Here is an 18,021-nt window from a genome sequence, read left to right as displayed (position 1 = left end):
ATGAACAGAACCGCGACCGACACCGCGCTCATGCTGCGCTGCTCGGGCCGCCCCGTAGGCCGCTACGTCATCCACCCCTCGGTCGACCAGCGGCTCGCACCCCGCCCCTACCTCCACCCCGTCCGCACCTTCGGCGGCCTCCCCGTCACCGAGTACGGTCCGGCCGACCACCCGCACCACCTCGGCGTGGGCGTCGCCGTTCCCGACGTGGCGGGCCGCAACTTCTGGGGCGGACGCACCTATGTACGCGACCAGGGGCCGACCGATCTCGACAACCACGGTGAACAGCGCCACCTGGAGTTCAAGCTGCGCGACCCCGACGGGTTCGTCGAGGAGATCGGCTGGCTCGACGGGGAGTGCGAGCTCCTTCGCGAGCGGCGCACCGTCGCCGTCACGCCGCTCACCACGTCCGCCTGGGCCCTCGACTTCACGTTCTCCCTGACCAACCCGGCCGCCACGGAGATCTCCATCGGCAGCCCCGCCACCAACGGCCGCCCCGGCGCCGCCTACGGAGGCTTCTTCTGGCGTGCCCCCAAGGAGACGCGGGCCCCCGAGGTGTTCACCGCGGACGCCGATGGCGAGGCCGCCGTGCATGGCGCCACCGCCGACTGGCTGGCCATCGCGGGCCAGGGCTGGACGCTCGTCTTCGCCGGGGCGACGCCGGAGACGCGGCGCGACCCGTGGTTCGTGCGGACCGCGGAGTATCCGGGCATCGGCTCCTCGCTCGCGCACGCGCGGCGCCTGCCGATCGGGCCCGGCGAGACCGTCGTACGCCGTGTCATCACCGTCGTCTGCGACGGCCGCCCGAGCCGGGCCGAGGCCGCGGGGCTGGCCCGCAAGGCGGTGACCGCGTGAACGCGCCCCGGCTGGGCGGCCTGGAGAGGCTCGGCGACCTCGGGGATGGGACCTATCGCAATCCCGTGCTCGCCGCCGACTGGTCCGACCCTGACGTCGTCCGGGTCGACGACGACTTCTACCTCACCGCGTCCAGCTTCGGGCGCGCCCCGGGTCTTCCGCTGCTGCACTCCCGCGACCTGGTGAACTGGACCCTGATCGGGCACGCCCTGGAGCACCTGGAACCCGCGGAGTCGTTCGCCGCGCCCCGGCACGACTGCGGGGTGTGGGCGCCGTCGATCCGGCACCACGAGGGGCGGTTCTGGATCTTCTGGGGCGACCCCGACCACGGCGTGTTCCAGGTCAACTCCCGGGACATTCGCGGCCCTTGGAGCGCCCCACACCTCGTCAAGGCGGGCAAGGGCCTCATCGACGCCTGCCCGCTGTGGGACGAGGAGCGCGGCGAGGCGTATCTCGTGCACGCCTGGGCCAAGTCGCGCTCCGGCGTCAAGAACCGGCTCACCGGCCATCGCATGAGCCTGGACGGACGTGAACTACTCGACGAGGGGCGGGTGTTGGTCGACGGCGACCAGCTCCCCGGCTGGTTCACGCTGGAGGGGCCCAAGCTGTACCGCCACGACGGCTGGTTCTGGATCCTCGCCCCCGCCGGCGGTGTGGAGACCGGCTGGCAGGGCGCCTTCCGTTCACGGACCTTCCACGGCCCCTACGAGGAGCGGATCGTCCTGGAGCAGGGCGACACCGGCGTCAACGGCCCCCACCAGGGCGGCTGGGTGCGCACCCCGTCCGGCGACGACTGGTTCCTGCACTTCCAGCAGCGCGGCGCGTACGGCCGTGTCGTCCATCTCCAGCCGCTGCGCTGGGGCACGGACGGCTGGCCGGTGATCGGGGACGACGGCGCCCCCGTCGACGTACACAAGAAGCCGGACCTGCCCCCGCAGCCCGCGTCCGCGCCCGCCACCGACGACGACTTCCCCGGCGGGCGCCACGGCCGCCAGTGGCAGTGGTCCGCCAACCCCCTTGAGGGCTGGGCGAGTTCGCACGCGGCGGACGGTCTGCGGCTGACCTGCGTCCGGTCCGCGGACGCCCACGACCTGCGCCGCCTGCCGCACGTCCTGACCCAGCGCCTTCCGCTCGCGCCGTGCACCGTCGAGGTCGACCTGCTGCTCGACGCCGCCGCGGCCTCCGCCAGGGCCGGGCTCGCCGTGCTCGGCGACGCCTTCCACTGGATCGGCCTCGAACGCGGCGATGACGGGACGGTCCGCCTCGTCCACCGGTTCGCCGAGTCCGTCGCCGAGCGGGAGCGCGACGCCGAGCATCCGCGCCCCGCTCCCGACGGCACCGCGCGGCTGCGGATCGACATCACGGACGGTGCCCGCTGCCGCTTCTCGGCCGACACCGGCGACGGCTTTCGCCCCTCGGGCCAGGTATTCGCCGCGACGCCGTGGCGATGGGTGGGCGCGCTGCTCGGCCTGTTCGCCACCGCCCCCGCAGGGGGGAACGGGGCCGGGACGGCCCTGTTCACGCACTTCCGGATCACCACCGACTGATCCCGCCCGACTGCCCCTGCCCGTACGCCTGTTGGGAGCCGCAATGGAGCAGCACCTGCACAGCACCAGACACCTGAGGGGCCGCGCCCTGGCGGCGGTGGCCGCGCTGGCCGTCGTCGTCGGCCTGACCACGGTGCACGACCCGGCGCGGGCCGCCGCCGCACCGGCCCACGACCGCTTGTCCGGCACCGCGCACGGCTTCGCCTCGCTGGCCGGGGGGACCACCGGGGGCGCGGGCGGCAAGGTCGTCACCGTCTCCGACCAGGCCTCGCTCGCCAAGTACGCGGGCGCCGATGAGCCCTACGTCATCCGCGTGAAGGGCACGGTGGCCGTCAAACCGTTCGGCTCGGACATCGTGGTGGCATCGGACAAGACGATCGTCGGCGTCGGCACGTCCGGCGAGATCGTCCACGGCGAGCTGCACCTGAACCCGGGCACGAGCAACGTCATCATCCGCAATCTCACCATCCGCGACTCGTACGTGGACGGCGACTGGGACGGCAAGACGCAGGACTTCGACGCGATCCAGATGGACTCCGTCGACCACGTCTGGATCGACCACAACCGGCTCACGCGCATGGGCGACGGCCTGATCGACCTGCGCAAGGACAGCGAGTACGTCACGGTCTCGTACAACCGCCTCGAGAACCACAACAAGGCGTTCGGCATCGGCTGGACCGACCAGGTCAAGACGCAGGTGACCATCGACCACAACTGGTTCGGCGGCACCAAGCAGCGCAACCCCTCCGCCGACAACTGCGCCTACGCGCACCTCTACAACAACTACGTGTCGGCGCAGGTCGCCGACGGCGACCCGGTGTGGACCTACGGCAACTGGGCGCGCGGCAAGACGAAGATGGTCATCGAGAACAGCTTCTACGAGGACGTCCAGCACCCCTACCAGGCCGACGCCACGGCCGAGTTGGTGCAGCGCGGCTCGATCGTGCGGAACACGACGGGACGCCACGACGCGTGGGGCGCGGCCTTCGAACCGCGCGACTTCTATGCCTACCACCTCGACCCGGCGGCGGCGGTCCCGCGCCTGGTGAAGAAGTTCTCAGGACCGCAGAAGGCGATCGCCCCCTGACCCCACAGCACCTCGCACCACCCGATCCGTCCATCGGAAGAAGAGAGCCGACCATGAACATCACCATCCGTGGAAACAGAAACGCGAAGAGAAGCAGAAGCCGTCGCGCGGTGGCCGCCGTCGCCTTCACCGCCGCGTTCGCGCTGACCGCCACCGCCTGCGGCGACGACGGCAGCGGGGCCGGCGGGGACAAGGGCAAGGAGGGTTCCGGGAAGGGCGAGATCACCTTCTGGGACAACAACGGCGGTGTCCGCACCGACGTCTGGAAGGAGATCATCAAGGACTTCGAGGAGAAGAACCCGGACATCCACGTCAAGTACGTGCCGATCCCCGCCGAGAGCGTCCAGTCCAAGTACGACACGGCCATCCAGGGCGGCGGCCTGCCGGACGTCGGCGGTGTCGGCGCCGCGATGCTCGCCGGGATCTCCGCGCAGGACGCCCTGGAGCCGCTGGACCAGCGGCTGAGCGAAAGCTCTCTGGAGGGCGAGCTGAACCCGGGCATGGTCGACAGCGTCCGGGCGGCGGGCGGCGGCAACCGGCTCTTCACGGTGCCGACGTCGGCGAGCAACGGCGTGCTGTACTACCGCACCGATCTGTTCAAGGCCGCGGGCCTGGACGCCCCCACCACGTGGGGCAAGTTCTACGAGGCGGCCAAGAAGCTCACCGCCAAGGGCGACAACAAGTTCGGGTACACGATTCGCGGCGGCGAGGGTTCCATCGCGCAGGCGCTCGACGCGGCCTACGGCCAGTCCGGCATCGGGTCGTTCTGGGACGGCGAGAAGACCACCGTCAACGACCCGAAGAACGTGGAGGCGTTGAAGAAGTACGTCGCGCTCTACAAGAACAACACCCCCGCGGCCGACGTCAACAACGACTTCAAGAAGATGAACGCCCAGTGGGACACGGGCCAGATCGGCATGCTCAGTCACAACCTCGGCTCCTACACGGACCACGTGAAGGCGCTCGGTGAGGGCAAGTTCCGCGGTCTGCCCAACCCGACGACCGACGCGGGCGTCCGCGTCCAGGTCTCCAACCCGGTCGACGGGCTCGGCCTGTTCAAGTCCAGCAAGAAGAAGGCGGCGGCCTGGAAGTTCATCGAGTTCGCGGCCTCGCACAAGTCCAACAGCAAGTGGAACAAGTCGGCGGGCGCCATCCCCGCCAACACCGCGGCCTCCAAGGACGCCTGGGTGAACGAGGCCGAGCCCACGAAGCTGGCCGCCGCCGCCCTCAACGACGGCTCCCTGAAGGTCGTGCAGCTGCCGTACTACCTGCCGGACTGGAACACCATCAGCAAGACCGAAAACGAGCCGAACTACCAGAAGGTCCTGCTCGGCAAGATGTCCGCGAAGGACTTCCTCGACACCCTCGCCGAGCAGCTCAACAAGGCTCAGGCCGAGTGGAACGACCAGAACAAGTGACAGCGCGCCCCGCGCACGGTGTCGCCCGACGCCGTGCGGTCGCGGCCCTCGCGAGCCTTCCGCTCGCGGTGGCCGCGGCCCCGGCGGCGTTCAGCCACTCAAGAAGAGCCGCTCCCGAGAGCACGCTCTACATCGCGGGGGATTCGACCGCTGCCCAGAAGTACACCGACGCGGCGCCCGAGACCGGCTGGGGCATGGCACTCCCCTTCTTCCTCCGCGACCGTCTGAAGGTCGCCAACCACGCGATGAACGGCCGGAGTTCGAAGAGCTTCGTCGACGAGGGCCGTCTCGCCGCGATCCTGGAGGTGATCCGGCCCGGCGACCGGCTCCTCGTCCAGTTCGCGCACAACGACGAGAAGAGCGCCGACCCGACGCGCTACACCGAGCCCTGGTCCACGTACCAGGAGTACCTGAAGCAGTACGTCGACGGGGCGCGGTCCCGTGGCGCGCGCCCCGTGCTCGCGACCGCCGTCGAACGCAGGAAGTTCGCCGCGGACGGCACGGCGCTGCCCACCCACGGCGAGTACCCGGCGGCGATGCGGGCGCTCGCCGACGCCGAGGGCGTACCGCTGCTCGACGTCCAGGCCCTGTCGATCGCCCTGTGGCAGAGGCTCGGCGTCGAGGAGACCAAGGCGTACTTCAACTGGACCGCCACCGAGCAGGACAACACGCACTTCAATCCGCCGGGCGCGATCGCCGTGGCACGTCTGGTGGCGGCCGAGCTGCTGCACCGCGCGGTGCTCGCGCCGCGGGACGTGCGCCGTCTTGACGACGCGATACCCGACTCCTGGATCACCTGGCCGGAAGGACCGTGACGATGAGAACGACGAGAACGACGAGCAGGACTGACACGACGAACACGCCGCGCATGACGGTACGAAGATCTCTCACCCTGCTCACGGGGTGCACCGCGCTGGTCGTGGCCGTCACGAGCACCCCGGCCTCGGCCGCGGGCGCACACGACGTGCTGCCGCCGCGCGACGGCTGGGCGTCCGCCGACGGCGGGACCACCGGCGGCGCCGGGGCCGACCCTGCGCACACCTACACGGTCACCACCTGGGAGGAACTGCGGGCCGCGCTCGCGGACGACGCCGGGGCTCCCCGGATCATCAAGGTCAAGGGCACGCTGAACGCCACGGCCGCGGGCTGCGCCGCTTTCGAGGCCGATGGCTACGACTTCGACCGGTACCTCGCCGACTACGACCCCGCGGTGTGGGGACGTGACACGCCGGTCAGCGGCGCGCAGGAGGACCTGCGCGCGGCGTCGGCGACCCGGCAGGGCGCGGCGATCAAGGCGTACGTCCCCGCCGACACGACCATCGTGGGCGTCGGCAGGAACGCCGGGATCGTCGGCGGCAGCCTGCAGATCCAGGGCGTGGACAACGTCGTCGTCCGCGGCCTGACGCTGGAGAGCCCGCTGGACTGCTTCCCGCAGTGGGACCCCACGGACGGGGACAGGGGGGCCTGGAACTCCGAGTACGACAGCATGGTCGTCCACGGCTCGACGCATGTGTGGGTGGACCACAACACGTTCACCGACGGCGAGCACCCCGACAGTTCGCTGCCGTCCTACTACGGCGAGCTCTACCAGCAGCACGACGGCGAGCTGGACGTCGTGCGCGGCGCCGACCTGGTCACCGCGTCCTGGAACGTCTTCGCCGACCACGACAAGACGCTGATGATCGGCAACAGCGACAGCGCGGGCGCCACGGACCGCGGCAAGCTGCGGGTCACCCTGCACCACAACGTCTTCCGGGACATCGTCGAGCGGGCGCCGCGCGTCCGCTTCGGGCAGGTCGACGCCTACAACAACCATTACGTGGTCCCCGCGGGCGGCTATCAGTACTCCTTCGGCATCGGCCTGGAGTCCCAACTGGTCGCCCAGAAGAACGCGTTCACGCTTCCGGACGGGGTCAGCGCCGCGAAGATCCTCAAGAAGTGGAAGGAGGCGCCGGTCACCGCCGACGGCAACTACGTCAACGGCAAGCGTGTCGATCTCATCGCCGTCCACAACGCGGAGATGCCGGAGGAGACCCTCCAGTCGGGCGCGGGCTGGACACCGAGCCTCCGGACGCGGGTGGACGACCCGCGCGGACTGCCGGGACTGCTTGCGCGTCACGCGGGCGCGGGCAAGCGCAGCTGAGTTCCTCCCCTCTCCCCCTCACCCCGTACTGAGCCGCACAGCGAAGGATCAGCCATGCCCTCGCACTACTCCCCTACAGCCCATACAGCCCTCAGCCGACGTACGTTGCTCGCGACGGGCGCAGGTGTCGGCGCCGCCCTGGCCGTCGGCACCCCCGCCCGCGCCGCCGAACCCCGCCCCACCCGTCGCACGCTGTACGTCGACCCGGCGGGCCGCGGCGACCACACCACCGTCCAGTCCGCCGTGAACGCCGCGTCCGGCACAGGGTGGACGCTGGTCCTCGCCCCGGGCACGTACCGGGAGACGGTGACCGTGCCCGAGTCGAGTTCCGGACTCACGCTCATCGGCGCGAGCGGCGATCCACGCGACGCGGTCATCGTGTACGACAACGCGGCGGGCACCCCGAAGCCCGACGGGTCCGGCACCTACGGCACCAGCGGCTCTGCCACGACGACCGTGCGGGCCGCCGGTTTCACCGCCCACGCCCTCACCTTCGCCAACGACTGGCTGCGCGACGAGCACCCCGACTACACCGGAACCCAGGCCGTCGCGCTCAAGGCGACCGGCGACCGCTCGGCCTTCTTCCGCTGCCGCTTCCTGGGCCACCAGGACACGCTCTACGCCGACACCGCGGACCTGGGCTCCTTCGCCCGGCAGTACTTCAGCGACTGCTACGTGGAGGGCGACGTCGACTTCGTCTTCGGGCGGGCCACCGCGGTCTTCGAGCATTGCCGCTTCCACACCCTCACGCGGAGCGACCTGGCATCCGCCCCGTACGGCTTCGTCTTCGCGCCGTCCACCGCCGTCGCCAACCCGCGCGGCTATCTCGTCACCCGCGGCCGGGTGACGAGCGGCGCCCCTGACGCGTACTACAAGCTGGCCCGCCCCTGGGTCCCCAGCTCGGACACGACGGCCCGTCCCATGCTGACGGTGCGCGACACCCACCTGGGGCGCGGCATCGATCCGGTGGCCCCATACGCGAACATGCGCGACGCCTATCCCTGGCAGGCTCAGCGGTTCGCCGAGTACCGCAACAAGGGGCCGGGCGCGGTCGTCACGGCCCCGGCGAATCGTCCCCAACTCACCCGGGCCCAGGCCGAGTCCGCGACGCGCGCCACCTACCTGAGGGACTGGAAACCACCGAGGGATGGCCGCCTCTGAGCCACAGCCACAGCGCCGCCCCCGCGAACTGGAACGCGGCGATGCTCAGCGTCAGCCCGTCCGCGCCCAGCTTCCCGGCGAACACCCCGGTCAGGGCGGCGCCGCCCGCGGACGCGCCGATCTTCAGGCTGCCGCCGGTGGTGTTGACCTGGCCGAGGCGGTCCGGCGGCGACTCGCGCTGGCGGAGCATCAACGTCGCGGTGAAGAGCGGCCCCTCGGCCAGGCCCGCCCCCACGCACACCACCCATGCCCAGGGCAGTGACGGCACAAGCGCCAACGCGGCGACAGCCGTACCGAAGCCCAAAAGACCGGCGACCACTGCCCGTTCGGACCGGCCGGGCGTCAGCCACCGCGACGAGACAAGCGCCCCCACGAGGGATCCCAGCGCGAAGCAGGCAAGGAGTTGCCCGCCCGCCGCGGAGCCCGCCCCGATGTCCTGGCCGAGCAGTACCGCCGCCACCGCGAACCCGCCGTATCCGAACCACGCGAACATCGTCGACACGGTCAGGGCCCGCAGCACCCGGTTGCTCCCGAGCACCGAGAGCCCGCCCGCGACGACCCGCACGACACCCGTCCGCGTCCGCTCCGGCCGGGCCCGCGGCGGCGGGATCCGCAGCAGGGGAAGGACGAGCAGGCCGAGCATGGCTGCGGCCACGATCACGATCCCGGTGTGCCCTCCGCCCGCGAACGCGGCGACCATCGCGGCGAGACCCGGCCCGGCGATGGCCGCGCTGTTGTAGCTCGACGCCTCAAGGCCGTACGCGCGCGAGAGTCGTTCGGCAGGTACGAACCTCGGCAGCACGCTGGTGAGAGCAGCCACGACCGGCTCGACGCAGCCGACCACGGCGGCCACCATCAGCACGAGCACCAGCGGCGAGCGCCCCGCCGTCATCATGAGCAGGGCGGTCGCCACCGCGTAGCCGCAGGCCAGCGCGACCACGAGACGGCGCGGCCGGTCCGTCCGGTCAAGGGCATGGCCGATGACCGGCCCGCTCAGGACGTACGGAAGCGTCATCGCGGTCTGTACGAATCCGGCGCTCGCCGCGTCGCCGGTACGCGCCTGGACGGTGAGCACCAGCGCGGTCGCGGCCCCCTCGGCGGACACCCTGAGCAGCGTGGCGGCCGTCAGATGCAGGCGAAGCAACCGGGTCCCCCTGAGCGCTCTTCCCTGCGGAACCGATGCATGGGAAACGGATTCATGATGCATCGGTTCATGATGTACCGGCTCAGTCACTCGCCGCCGGTGTCAGGGAGATGTTCCAGAAATCGGCGTACCGGCCGCCGCGGCCAAGCAGTTCGTCGTGGCTGCCTTCCTCCACGATCCGGCCGCCGTCCAGGAAGACGACGCGATCGGCGCGCCGGACGGTGCGCATGCGGTGTGCGACCATCACGACCGTCCGTCCCGCCATCAGGCGCTCGATGCCCTCGTGCACGGCTGCCTCGTTCACCGGGTCCAGTGCGGAGGTCACCTCGTCCAGGAGCACGATGGGCGCGTTCTTCAGGAGCGCTCGTGCGATCGAGACGCGCTGGCGTTCGCCGCCCGACAGCAGTGCGCCGCCCTCTCCGACATGCGTCTGCCAGCCGCCGGGGAGCCGCTCGATCACCTCGTCCAGACGTGCCGCCGTGGCCGCCGCCCGCACCTCGGCCTCATCGGCGTCCGGGCGGCCGACGCGGATGTTCTCCTCGATCGTTCCGTCGAAGAGATAGACGTCCTGGAAGACGATGGCGATCCGCGCCATCAGCGCCTCCGTGTTGATGGCGCGCACGTCCACGCCTCCCACGCGTACCGCACCCGCGTCCACGTCGTGGAACCGCGCGAGCAGTTGAAGGAGGGTGCTCTTGCCCGCGCCCGAGGGCCCGACCACGGCGAGCCGCTGCCCCTGGGGCACGGACAACGACGCGTCGGCGAACACCGTGCGCTCCCCGTGCCGGAAGGAGACGGACGCGAACTCCAGGGCGTGGCCGTCCGGTTGGAGCGGCTCGGCCGGTTCCGGGAGTGGCTCGGTGCGCAGGACCGTGTCGAGTCTCAGCAGTACGGAACGCGCGCCGCGGAGCTTGCCCCCGATGTCCGAGAGCGAGAGCAGCGGATCCGCGCAGCGGGCGGCGAGGACCAGGATCGTCAGGACCTCCGCCACGCCGATGTCCCCTTCGAGCGCGAGGTAGGCGCCCAGGACAAGGAGCCCGGTGAACATCGCCTGCACGGTGAGGGTCAGGCCCACCGCGCCGGGCAGTGCCGACAGGGTGGAGCGGCGGGAGGCCCGCTCGACTTCCCGGAGCGAGTCGTCGAGCAGCCGGAAGCGTTCGGCCGTGCGGCCGCCGGCCCGCAGCACCGGTTGCACCTGGAGGTATTCGATGACCCGCCCGGTGGCCTCGTCGTCACGTGCGGCACGCTCCGCGTCGCCTGCCGCCATCGAGCGTGCCGTCCAGATCTGGATCGCCGCCACGACCGGCGCGGCGGCCAACGCGGCAAGGCCCAGCTGCCAGTTGAAGGCCAGCATCACGGCGACGATGGTCAGGGGCGTCACCGCGGCGGAGATGAACGGCCCGAGCAGATGCGCCATCACTCCCATCGCCTGCAGGACGCCGCGACTTGCCAGGACGGACAGCTCCCCGAGCCGGCCCGCCTCGTACCAGCCGATGGGCAGTCGGGCCAGGTGGTCGCCGAGCCGGTGGTACATGCCGCGCAGCATCGATGTCCCGACGAGGAACCCCGACAGATCGCTGATGTAGCGCAGTACGGCGTAGAGCGCGAAGGCGGCCCCCAGCGCGATCAGCCAGGGCCAGGCGTCGTCGGGCGTGGTGCCGAACAAGGCGCGCAGCACGGGGACCAGCAGTGCGTAGGACAGGCCCTCGGCCACCGCGGTCGCCGTCATCAGGGCCACGGTGCGCCGCAACGGCCGGGCGTACTCGCGTCCAAGGACGCGCAGGAGCATGCGGATCATCGGGGCTCGTCTCCTTGCGGAACACCACTGTGGGCTTCGACGTCATGGGCGGTGGCCGATCGGTGGGATCGCCAGAGCTCCGCGAACTTGCCGTCCTGCGCGAGGAGTTGGGCGGGCCCGCCGCGTTCGACGATCGCTCCGTCGTCCAGCACCACGACGGTGTCGGCGTCCGTGATCGTCTCCAGGCGATGCGCGATGACCAGAATGGTCCGCTCGCGCTCCAGCGTGGCCAGCGCCCGGCGCACGGCCTGTTCGGTCTGCGGGTCGGCGAAGGCGGTGGCCTCGTCGAGCACGAGGACGGGCGTATCGGCGAGCAGGGCGCGGGCGAGCGAGATCCGCTGCGCCTCGCCGCCCGAGAGGCCGGCGTCCTCCCCGATCACCGACTCGTAGCCGCGGGGCAGTTCGAGAATCCGGTCGTGAATGTTGGCCAGCCGGGCGGCGCGCACCACGTCCTCGCGGTCGGCGTGCGGTACGGCAAGGGCGATGTTGTCCGCGACCGACGCGCGCAGCAGACGGACGTCCTGGAAGACGAAGGAGACGAGACGGTAGAGCTCCCGGCTGCCGAGTTCGCGCAGATCGACACCGCCGATGGCGACCGACCCGTGCGTGGGGTCGAAGAACCGCGGCAACAGCTGCACCAGCGTGGACTTTCCACTTCCCGACGGCCCGACGATCGCGGTGACCGTCCCCGGTTCAAGGACCAGGTCGATCCCGCGCAGCACTTCATGCCCGGCTTCGTATCCGAAGCGGACGTCGCGCAGTTCCACCCGGTGCCCCCGCGGGGCGACGGGGTGGGCGGGCTCCGGCAGCGACCGCACGTCGAGCACGTCGCGGATACGGCCGACCGCGCGCCGGGCTGCCTGTATCTCGTCGAAGCCGTGGCCCAGGGCCGCCACCGGAGCGGTCAGGCCCAGGCCGAGCAGCAGGAAGGGCAGCAGGTCGGCCGGGGCCAGCTCGCCGCCGGTGATCAGGATTGCGCCACCGATCAGCACGACGAGCAGCACGAACGGCGGTGAAAGCACCAGCTGCATTCCCGCGGCGATCCGGGAGATGCCGTGCACCCAGCGGTGAAAGGTGCCGACGAAGTCGTCCGTGGCCGTGTGGAACCTGCGGTGGGCGCGCCCGGATCCGCCGAACGTCTTGACCACCGCGATGCCCTGCACGAACTCGACGACGGAACTCGAGATCCGTCCCATGGCCGCGTCGAACTCCTCCTGCTCGCGCAACCGGGTCGGCGTCATCATCAAGGGGACCAGCGCCACCGCGAGGACCATCGGTATCAGCGTGATCAGGGTGAGCCGCCAGTCGACGGTGAACAGATAGACCAGCGACACCAGCGGCACCACGAACGCGGAGACGAGCTCGCCGGGGGTGTGGGCGATGAACGGGTGCACGGCGCCCACGTCCTCCCCCACCACCTTGGCGAGTTCGCCGGTCCGGCGCCGGGAGAACCAGCCGATCGGTACGCGGCCGAGGCGGGCGGCCAGTTGCCTGCGGAACGTCAGTTGCACCTGCCCGTCGACGACGTGCCCGATGCCGGACGACGCGGCCGTGAACAGCAGCCGGACGAACAGACCGGCCGCGCCCGCGATGACGACGGCCCAGACATGACCGCGGTCGATCGGGCCCGGCGACAACAGGGTGCGCCCCAGTTCGACGACCGCCAACAGCGGTGCCAGACCCGCGACGGCGCCGACGACCTGGAGGATCACGACGGCGGCGAAACTCCGGGCGTGAGGGCGCAGCAGGGCGCCGCCTTTTGACTTTCGGAACATGTTCCGAAAGTAGCATCGAGGCAGGCCGCTGTGAACACGAAGGCCGAATCCGCACCCGTATCCAGGCGAAAGAGGGCGGCGCGGCATGATGGGACGATGCCCCCACCGCCCGCATCGCCCGCATCGCACGGCCGCACCGGCCGGCCGCCCCTGACCTCCCGCGCGCAGATCCTGGTGGCGGCCCGCGAGCTGATCGACCGGGACGGCTGGGAGAAGCTGACCATCCGCCGTCTCGCCGCGGAGCTCGGCATCGGGGCGACGACCCTGTACCACCACATCCAGAGCAAGGACGATCTCCTGCTCCTGCTGCTCAATCACCACGTCGCCCAGATCGAGCGCCCCCAACTGCCCGGCGACCCACGGGAGCGCATCGTCGTGGGCACCACCGCGCTGCACAACGCGCTCGCGGCCTGGCCATGGGCCGCGGAAGTCCTGTCGGCCGACGGTTTCGTCGGCCTCCTCGACGAATCGGCGATGTGGATGGTCGAAGCCATCGTGGCCGGAGCCGACGACCACGGATGCACACCCGAGCAGAGCGTCGACGTCTTCCGCAGCCTCTGGTACTACACGGTCGGCGAGGTGCTCGTCCGCGCCCACTCCGCCCGCCGGGAGGCCGCCGGCCAGCCCTTCGCCTACCGCGACGACCTGGACCCGTCCCAGGTGCCCCACCTGGCCGCCATCGGCGTCCGATGGGCCGCGCTCGCCGCACGGGACATCTACCCCCAGGGACTCCTCGCGTTCGTCGACGGGCTGCTCGCACGGGCCGCGTCGGCGACACCCTCCTGACCAAGGGTGTCGGGGATGCCCAGCTGTTCCCGGAGCACCGCGTGCCCCTTGTCCGTCACGGTGATGACGCGGGTCGTGCCCTTGCGGACGAGCCATCCGGCGTCGAGGCCGTGCTGGAAGAACGCGGCACCCACCGCCCCCGCCAGGTGCTGGCGCCGCTCCGTCCAGTCCAGGCAGGTGCGGACGTGGGCGCGGCGGGAGCCACGGGGGCGGTGGTCGTCGATGCCGAGGTCACGCAGCCATGCCTTGCCCGACTCGCTCAGTGAAGGCCCGTAGTCCCAGGTCAGCAGGGACCGTTCGGTCATGGCGTCGGTGATCGCGACGGCGACGTTGCCCGCCAGGTGGTCGTAGCAGGTCCGGGCGTAGGACAGCGCGCGACGGCGGTGTGCGTCGGCCAGCGAGCGGACCGGCACCGGACGCAGCGGGGCATGCGAGGCCAGGCTCTCGATCATCTCCGCGGTGGACGATCCCGCGAGGCGCATATACCGGTGCCGCCCCTGCCGCTCCGTCGACAACAGCCCACCGGCCACCAGTTGATGCAGGTGCCCGGTCGCCGTCGAGGGCGCGACCCCGGCATGCCGGGCCAGCTCGGTCACGGTCCAGGCGCGCCCGTCGAGCAGGGCCAGGCACATCGACGCGCGCGTGCGGTCGGCGAGCAGGCCCGCCAGGGAGGCCAGGTCGGGGCCGATGACGCCGTCAGCCGACGGGCTCGTGGGGTGGGGCTGGCTCATGGAAGTCATTGTGACGGGACGACGCTTCGGCGGTCACCGAAGTCTCGGCGCCCTAGCGTTCTGCGGCATGAACAGCACCACGACCCAGGACGTCGCCACGGCCGCCCCCGCGGCCCCCGCGGCCAACTCCGCCACCACCGGCGACCATCTCTCCATATCCCCGAGCATTCTCTACTTCGGCACCCCCGTCGCCCTGCTGACCACCGAGAACCCGGACGGCACGCCGAATCTCGCGCCCGTCTCCTCGGCCTGGGCGCTCGGCCACACCCTCGTACTCGGCCTGGGCGCGGAGGGGCGCACCGTCGCCAATCTCGCGGAGCGCCCCGAACTGGTCGTCAACCTGCCATCGGCCGACCTCTGGGCGGCGGTCGAGCGCCTCGCCCCGCTCACCGGCGCCGACCCGGTACCGGCGGGCAAGCGCGGGGTCTACCGCCACGAGGCGGACAAGTTCGCCGCCGCCGGACTGCATCCCCTGGCCTCCGAGGCCGTGGGGCCGCCGCGTGTGGCCGAGTGCCCGCTGCAACTGGAGGCCGTGGTGCGCGGCATCACGGCGGCCGGGCCCGCATCCGGCTTCCGGATCGTGGAGTGCGAGGTCGTCCGCGTGCACGCCGCCGCCTCCGTCGTGGTCCCCGGGACCCAGCACATCGACCCCGCCGCCTGGAATCCCCTGATCTACAACTTCCGGCACTACTTCGGCCTGGCGCGGCCGGAGCTCGGCCACGGGTTCCGCTCGCAGACGGCCTGACGCGTGTGCCGGTCGCGGGCCACCCATGACCGACCGGTCACGGGTGGCCCCGGTCCCGCGCCTACTGGTAACTGATGTCCGACGCGCTGTACTTGCAGTACGTCCCGTCGGGGCCACTGCCCGTCTCCTCGGGCTCGTCGCCGGAGTCGTTGCCCGTGAACCGGACACACGGCTCGATCTTCTTGTCGTCGTCGCCGTGGATGCGGATCTTACTCAGGGTCGCCGTGTCGCCGTAGTTGGTGTTGATGCCGACCAGGGACTTGCCGGGCGCCGTCACGTCCACGTCGTTGACGGTGATCGTGCGCTTGTACTGCTTGGAGCAGTTGCCGCAGGAGCGGACCAGCTTGCCGAAGTCCGAGACCTGGAATCCGGTGATGTTCAGCTTGCCCGCGCCGTTGAACTGGAGGACCTTGTCGTCGGCCTTCTTGGCGCCGCCGCCGGTCACGGTGTACGTCGAGCCGGTCGATGTGCCCTTGAAGGTGGCCGCGTCCTCGCCGACGTCCTCCCACCACACGTTCTGGATGGTGCAGCTGCCCGAGCAGTGCACGCCGTCCGCGGCCGGGGAGCCGAGCACGACGTTCTTCAGGACCGCGCCGTCCTTCAGCTTGAAGATCGGGTCCTGGCCCTCGTCCTGGCCGTCGCCGCCGAGGTCTCCGCTGCCGTAGAAGCGCTGGAGTCCGCCGTCGTAGGTGCCGGACACCTCGATGGTCTTGGTGACGGGCTTGTCGCCGGTGGGGGTCGGCCAGTCGGCCGCGGCGGTCGCCGCTCCCGCCGGGGAGAGCAGCATGTTGGCGCCGAGGGTGGCACCGGTCAGCAGGAGCGCACCGCCCGCCGCGCCCACGGCGCGGCGGCGGGTGAGGCGGCGCTTGCGGCTCTTGCGCAGTTCGGCTCGTTGCGTGGTCATGGGGACCGTTCTTTCGCTGGGGGGATGACCTTGCGTCTGCTGGTCTCCGCCCGGATGCGGAAGGTTGCCGCCCTGCGGGGAATTTCTCCCCTGGTCCCCGTGGCCCCCGTGGTCCCCGTGGCCCCAGTCGCCCCCGTGGTCTAGGAAGTGCGGGCGAAGTCGCCGCGTACCGCGGCCTTCTGGCCCGACGCTGTCGCCTCCGCCGCGTACGTGTCCTCGCCCGCGTCCCTGCCACCCTCGGCGTGGTTGTACTGGCCCGCGAAGACGTGCTCCCCCGCCGGGACGGTCCGGCCCGCCTTCAGCGTCCAGCGGTAGACGAGCTCACCGCCCTGTTCGCGCACGGAGACGGTGAAGTCGTCGACGGGCAGGGAGCGCCAGTTGCCCGCGTCGGTGACGCCCCCGGTCTGCGCCACGCGCAGTTCGACGGTGAGCGCGGTGAGCGGCTTCCCGGTCTTGAAGGTGAGGGTGCTCTGCGCCCAGAAGTCGTTGCTCTGCGGGTCGATGGAGCCGTCGCTCCAGAGGTAGCCGTCCTCGACGCTCTTGGCGTCCGGCGCCACACGCTGTGCGGAACGCGGGGGGTCGGACTTCTTCGGCGGCCGGTTCACGTCCTGACCCTTGTCCCTGTCCGGCGTGCCCTTGGTGGCTTTGTCCGACGACGGGTGCGTGGGCTCGGCCGGTGAACTCGGCCCGGCGTTCTCGTCGTCCGGTGCGGACGCGGAGGGGCTCGGCTCGGACGAGGAGTCGGGGGCGGGCGGTGTGCCCACGGTGCTCGGCGGCGGTTCCTCGCCCTGGACGACGGAGGCGACGGCGTAGCCCCCGAGCGCGAAGACGCCGGCCACGGCGGCCGTCGCGCCCACGATCCGAAGCCAGGGGGCGGGCCGTGGCAGCAGCCTGCCGCGGGACGAGGCACCGGGGTCGACGGCGTCGCGCTCCATGCCGCGCTCGACCCGGGCGAGCATCCGTTCCCGGTCGGGCCGGTGCTCGGCCGCGGCATCGCGCAGCTTTTTGCGTACGTCGTCCATCACTGCCTCCCTCCCACGAGTTGCGACGCGGCCCTGTCGCCCAGGAGCCGTTGCAGCTCCGCCATTCCCTTGGACGTCTGGCTCTTCACCGTACCGACCGATATTCCGAGGGTGAGCGCGGTGTCCTTCTCCGACAGGTCGAAGGCGTGCCGCAGGACCACACAGGCTCTCTTACGGAACGGCAGCGTACGCAACGCCTCCTGGACGTCGACGACCGCCGGTACGTCGGGGTCGTCGACGCCCTCCGCTCGCTGCCCCCAGAACAGCGCCACGCGGCGGCGCTCGCGGACGGCACTGCGGATGCGGCTGCGCGCCATGTTGGCGACGACACCACGGGCGTACGCGGCCGGGTGGTCGGCGGCGCGCACCCGGTCCCAGCGGTGCCAGAGCGCGACCAGGGCGTCGGCCGCCAGATCGTCGGCGGCGTCCTTCTCGCCGGTCAACATATGTGCGAGGCGGGCGAGTTCGGCGTAGTGCCGCTCGAAGAAGTCATGGAACTCCGCGGCGGCTGCGTCGTCGACGGCTGTCCCCACGGGTGACCTCTCTCTGTGTCTGCGCGGCGCCGCACGCGCGCCGGTGGCCCCCGTGCCGCCGAAGTGCGGTGCGCGAGCATAACAACGTCTGTGCGAGAGATCGAACAACGTCCGGGATTCCAGTCAAGTCTGAGCCAGGCGGTATGGGGTCATCTGGCACGGTTCACCTCCGCCCGACCCGTGGGCCGCACGATGAGGCGGTGGCCTCCGCCACGTTCGATCTGACGGAAAGTCACTTCCCCGCCCCCACCCCCGAATTGAACGGGACCGTTCCACGTTCATCCTTTCGTCACGGTTCCGTCACTTTGATCGCACAAGTCCCGCCAAATGCCTGGTCTTCCCGATACGGTCAGGCCCCTCGAAACACTTGGG

15 protein-coding genes and 1 pseudogene are annotated in these 18,021 nt (G+C 71.1%); 9 read left to right on the top strand and 7 right to left on the bottom strand.

Features of this window, described 5'->3' with window-relative positions; genetic code table 11:
* From ABD378_RS08240 to ABD378_RS08210, 7 genes and pseudogenes are all read left to right on the top strand, one after another.
* Positions 1–855: a DUF6807 domain-containing protein gene (locus ABD378_RS08240; protein ID WP_344519839.1), complete on the top strand. Its 855-nt coding sequence runs from the start codon at positions 1–3 to the stop codon at positions 853–855.
* On the top strand, positions 852–2,402 hold the full coding sequence (locus tag ABD378_RS08235) for a glycoside hydrolase family 43 protein (RefSeq protein ID WP_344519838.1): 1,551 nt from the start codon (positions 852–854) through the stop codon (positions 2,400–2,402). The genes ABD378_RS08240 and ABD378_RS08235 overlap by 4 nt, the downstream gene beginning before the upstream one ends.
* 43 nt (positions 2,403–2,445) lie before the next feature.
* Positions 2,446–3,480: pseudogene (locus tag ABD378_RS08230) on the top strand (pectate lyase family protein); the annotation flags it as partial.
* Between the two features lie 62 nt (positions 3,481–3,542).
* Positions 3,543–4,907: an ABC transporter substrate-binding protein gene (locus ABD378_RS08225; RefSeq protein ID WP_344519837.1), complete on the top strand. Its 1,365-nt coding sequence runs from the start codon at positions 3,543–3,545 to the stop codon at positions 4,905–4,907.
* Positions 4,904–5,722, top strand: a complete 819-nt coding sequence (locus tag ABD378_RS08220; protein ID WP_344519836.1) for a rhamnogalacturonan acetylesterase — start codon at positions 4,904–4,906, stop codon at positions 5,720–5,722. Before ABD378_RS08225 ends, ABD378_RS08220 begins: the two co-directional genes overlap by 4 nt.
* A 53-nt stretch (positions 5,723–5,775) precedes the next feature.
* The gene (locus tag ABD378_RS08215) at positions 5,776–7,050 is read left to right on the top strand and encodes a pectate lyase family protein (RefSeq protein ID WP_344519835.1); all 1,275 of its coding nucleotides are present in this window, start codon (positions 5,776–5,778) and stop codon (positions 7,048–7,050) included.
* A 54-nt stretch (positions 7,051–7,104) separates the two neighbouring features.
* Positions 7,105–8,211, top strand: coding sequence for a pectinesterase family protein (locus ABD378_RS08210; protein ID WP_344519834.1), 1,107 nt, complete (start codon positions 7,105–7,107; stop codon positions 8,209–8,211).
* Here ABD378_RS08210 and ABD378_RS08205 read toward each other — a convergent pair.
* The 3 genes from ABD378_RS08205 to ABD378_RS08195 all read right to left on the bottom strand — a co-directional run bounded on the left by ABD378_RS08205 (position 8,132) and on the right by ABD378_RS08195 (position 12,928).
* Positions 8,132–9,355 (bottom strand): MFS transporter, encoded by a 1,224-nt coding sequence (locus tag ABD378_RS08205; RefSeq protein WP_344519833.1) that lies wholly within the window; start codon positions 9,353–9,355, stop codon positions 8,132–8,134. The two genes, ABD378_RS08210 and ABD378_RS08205, sit on opposite strands and share 80 nt — an antisense overlap.
* 82 nt (positions 9,356–9,437) lie before the next feature.
* Positions 9,438–11,153: an ABC transporter ATP-binding protein gene (locus ABD378_RS08200; protein ID WP_344519832.1), complete on the bottom strand. Its 1,716-nt coding sequence runs from the start codon at positions 11,151–11,153 to the stop codon at positions 9,438–9,440.
* Positions 11,150–12,928 (bottom strand): ABC transporter ATP-binding protein, encoded by a 1,779-nt coding sequence (locus ABD378_RS08195; RefSeq protein ID WP_386546059.1) that lies wholly within the window; start codon positions 12,926–12,928, stop codon positions 11,150–11,152. Before ABD378_RS08195 ends, ABD378_RS08200 begins: the two co-directional genes overlap by 4 nt.
* 96 nt (positions 12,929–13,024) lie before the next feature.
* Here ABD378_RS08195 and ABD378_RS08190 point away from each other — a divergent pair, with 96 nt between their 5' ends.
* Positions 13,025–13,714, top strand: a complete 690-nt coding sequence (locus ABD378_RS08190) for a TetR/AcrR family transcriptional regulator (RefSeq protein WP_344519830.1) — start codon at positions 13,025–13,027, stop codon at positions 13,712–13,714.
* Here ABD378_RS08190 and ABD378_RS08185 read toward each other — a convergent pair.
* Positions 13,645–14,445, bottom strand: a complete 801-nt coding sequence (locus ABD378_RS08185; RefSeq protein WP_344519829.1) for an ArsR/SmtB family transcription factor — start codon at positions 14,443–14,445, stop codon at positions 13,645–13,647. The two genes, ABD378_RS08190 and ABD378_RS08185, sit on opposite strands and share 70 nt — an antisense overlap.
* A gap of 67 nt (positions 14,446–14,512) precedes the next feature.
* On the opposite strand from ABD378_RS08185, the gene ABD378_RS08180 reads away from it, so the two are divergent.
* Positions 14,513–15,190, top strand: coding sequence for a flavin reductase family protein (locus ABD378_RS08180; protein ID WP_344519828.1), 678 nt, complete (start codon positions 14,513–14,515; stop codon positions 15,188–15,190).
* A gap of 61 nt (positions 15,191–15,251) precedes the next feature.
* On the opposite strand, the gene ABD378_RS08175 is transcribed toward ABD378_RS08180, so the two are convergent.
* The 3 genes from ABD378_RS08175 to ABD378_RS08165 all read right to left on the bottom strand — a co-directional run bounded on the left by ABD378_RS08175 (position 15,252) and on the right by ABD378_RS08165 (position 17,649).
* On the bottom strand, positions 15,252–16,094 hold the full coding sequence (locus ABD378_RS08175; protein WP_344519827.1) for a pectate lyase: 843 nt from the start codon (positions 16,092–16,094) through the stop codon (positions 15,252–15,254).
* Between the two features lie 140 nt (positions 16,095–16,234).
* Positions 16,235–17,116: a hypothetical protein gene (locus ABD378_RS08170; RefSeq protein WP_344519826.1), complete on the bottom strand. Its 882-nt coding sequence runs from the start codon at positions 17,114–17,116 to the stop codon at positions 16,235–16,237.
* Positions 17,116–17,649 (bottom strand): SigE family RNA polymerase sigma factor, encoded by a 534-nt coding sequence (locus tag ABD378_RS08165; protein WP_344519825.1) that lies wholly within the window; start codon positions 17,647–17,649, stop codon positions 17,116–17,118. Before ABD378_RS08165 ends, ABD378_RS08170 begins: the two co-directional genes overlap by 1 nt.
* Positions 17,650–18,021 lie beyond the last annotated feature (372 nt).

Source organism: Streptomyces rectiviolaceus, from assembly GCF_039533825.1.
GTDB classification, from domain to species: Bacteria; Actinomycetota; Actinomycetes; order Streptomycetales; family Streptomycetaceae; genus Streptomyces; species Streptomyces rectiviolaceus.
Note: the sequence above shows the minus strand (reverse complement) of the source record. Positions and strands in the feature narration are given on the sequence as shown.

Excerpts from the sequence above, each read along its gene's own strand:
- ABD378_RS08240 (WP_344519839.1), top strand. The coding sequence starts at position 1 with ATGAACAGAACCGCGACCGACACCGCGCTCATGCTGCGCTGCTCGGGC.
- ABD378_RS08225 (WP_344519837.1), top strand. The coding sequence starts at position 3,543 with ATGAACATCACCATCCGTGGAAACAGAAACGCGAAGAGAAGCAGAAGC.
- ABD378_RS08215 (WP_344519835.1), top strand. The coding sequence starts at position 5,776 with ATGACGGTACGAAGATCTCTCACCCTGCTCACGGGGTGCACCGCGCTG.
- ABD378_RS08210 (WP_344519834.1), top strand. The coding sequence starts at position 7,105 with ATGCCCTCGCACTACTCCCCTACAGCCCATACAGCCCTCAGCCGACGT.
- ABD378_RS08200 (WP_344519832.1), bottom strand. The coding sequence starts at position 11,153 with ATGATCCGCATGCTCCTGCGCGTCCTTGGACGCGAGTACGCCCGGCCG.
- ABD378_RS08195 (WP_386546059.1), bottom strand. The coding sequence starts at position 12,928 with ATGTTCCGAAAGTCAAAAGGCGGCGCCCTGCTGCGCCCTCACGCCCGG.
- ABD378_RS08190 (WP_344519830.1), top strand. The coding sequence starts at position 13,025 with ATGCCCCCACCGCCCGCATCGCCCGCATCGCACGGCCGCACCGGCCGG.
- ABD378_RS08185 (WP_344519829.1), bottom strand. The coding sequence starts at position 14,445 with ATGAGCCAGCCCCACCCCACGAGCCCGTCGGCTGACGGCGTCATCGGC.
- ABD378_RS08180 (WP_344519828.1), top strand. The coding sequence starts at position 14,513 with ATGAACAGCACCACGACCCAGGACGTCGCCACGGCCGCCCCCGCGGCC.
- ABD378_RS08175 (WP_344519827.1), bottom strand. The coding sequence starts at position 16,094 with ATGACCACGCAACGAGCCGAACTGCGCAAGAGCCGCAAGCGCCGCCTC.
- ABD378_RS08170 (WP_344519826.1), bottom strand. The coding sequence starts at position 17,116 with ATGGACGACGTACGCAAAAAGCTGCGCGATGCCGCGGCCGAGCACCGG.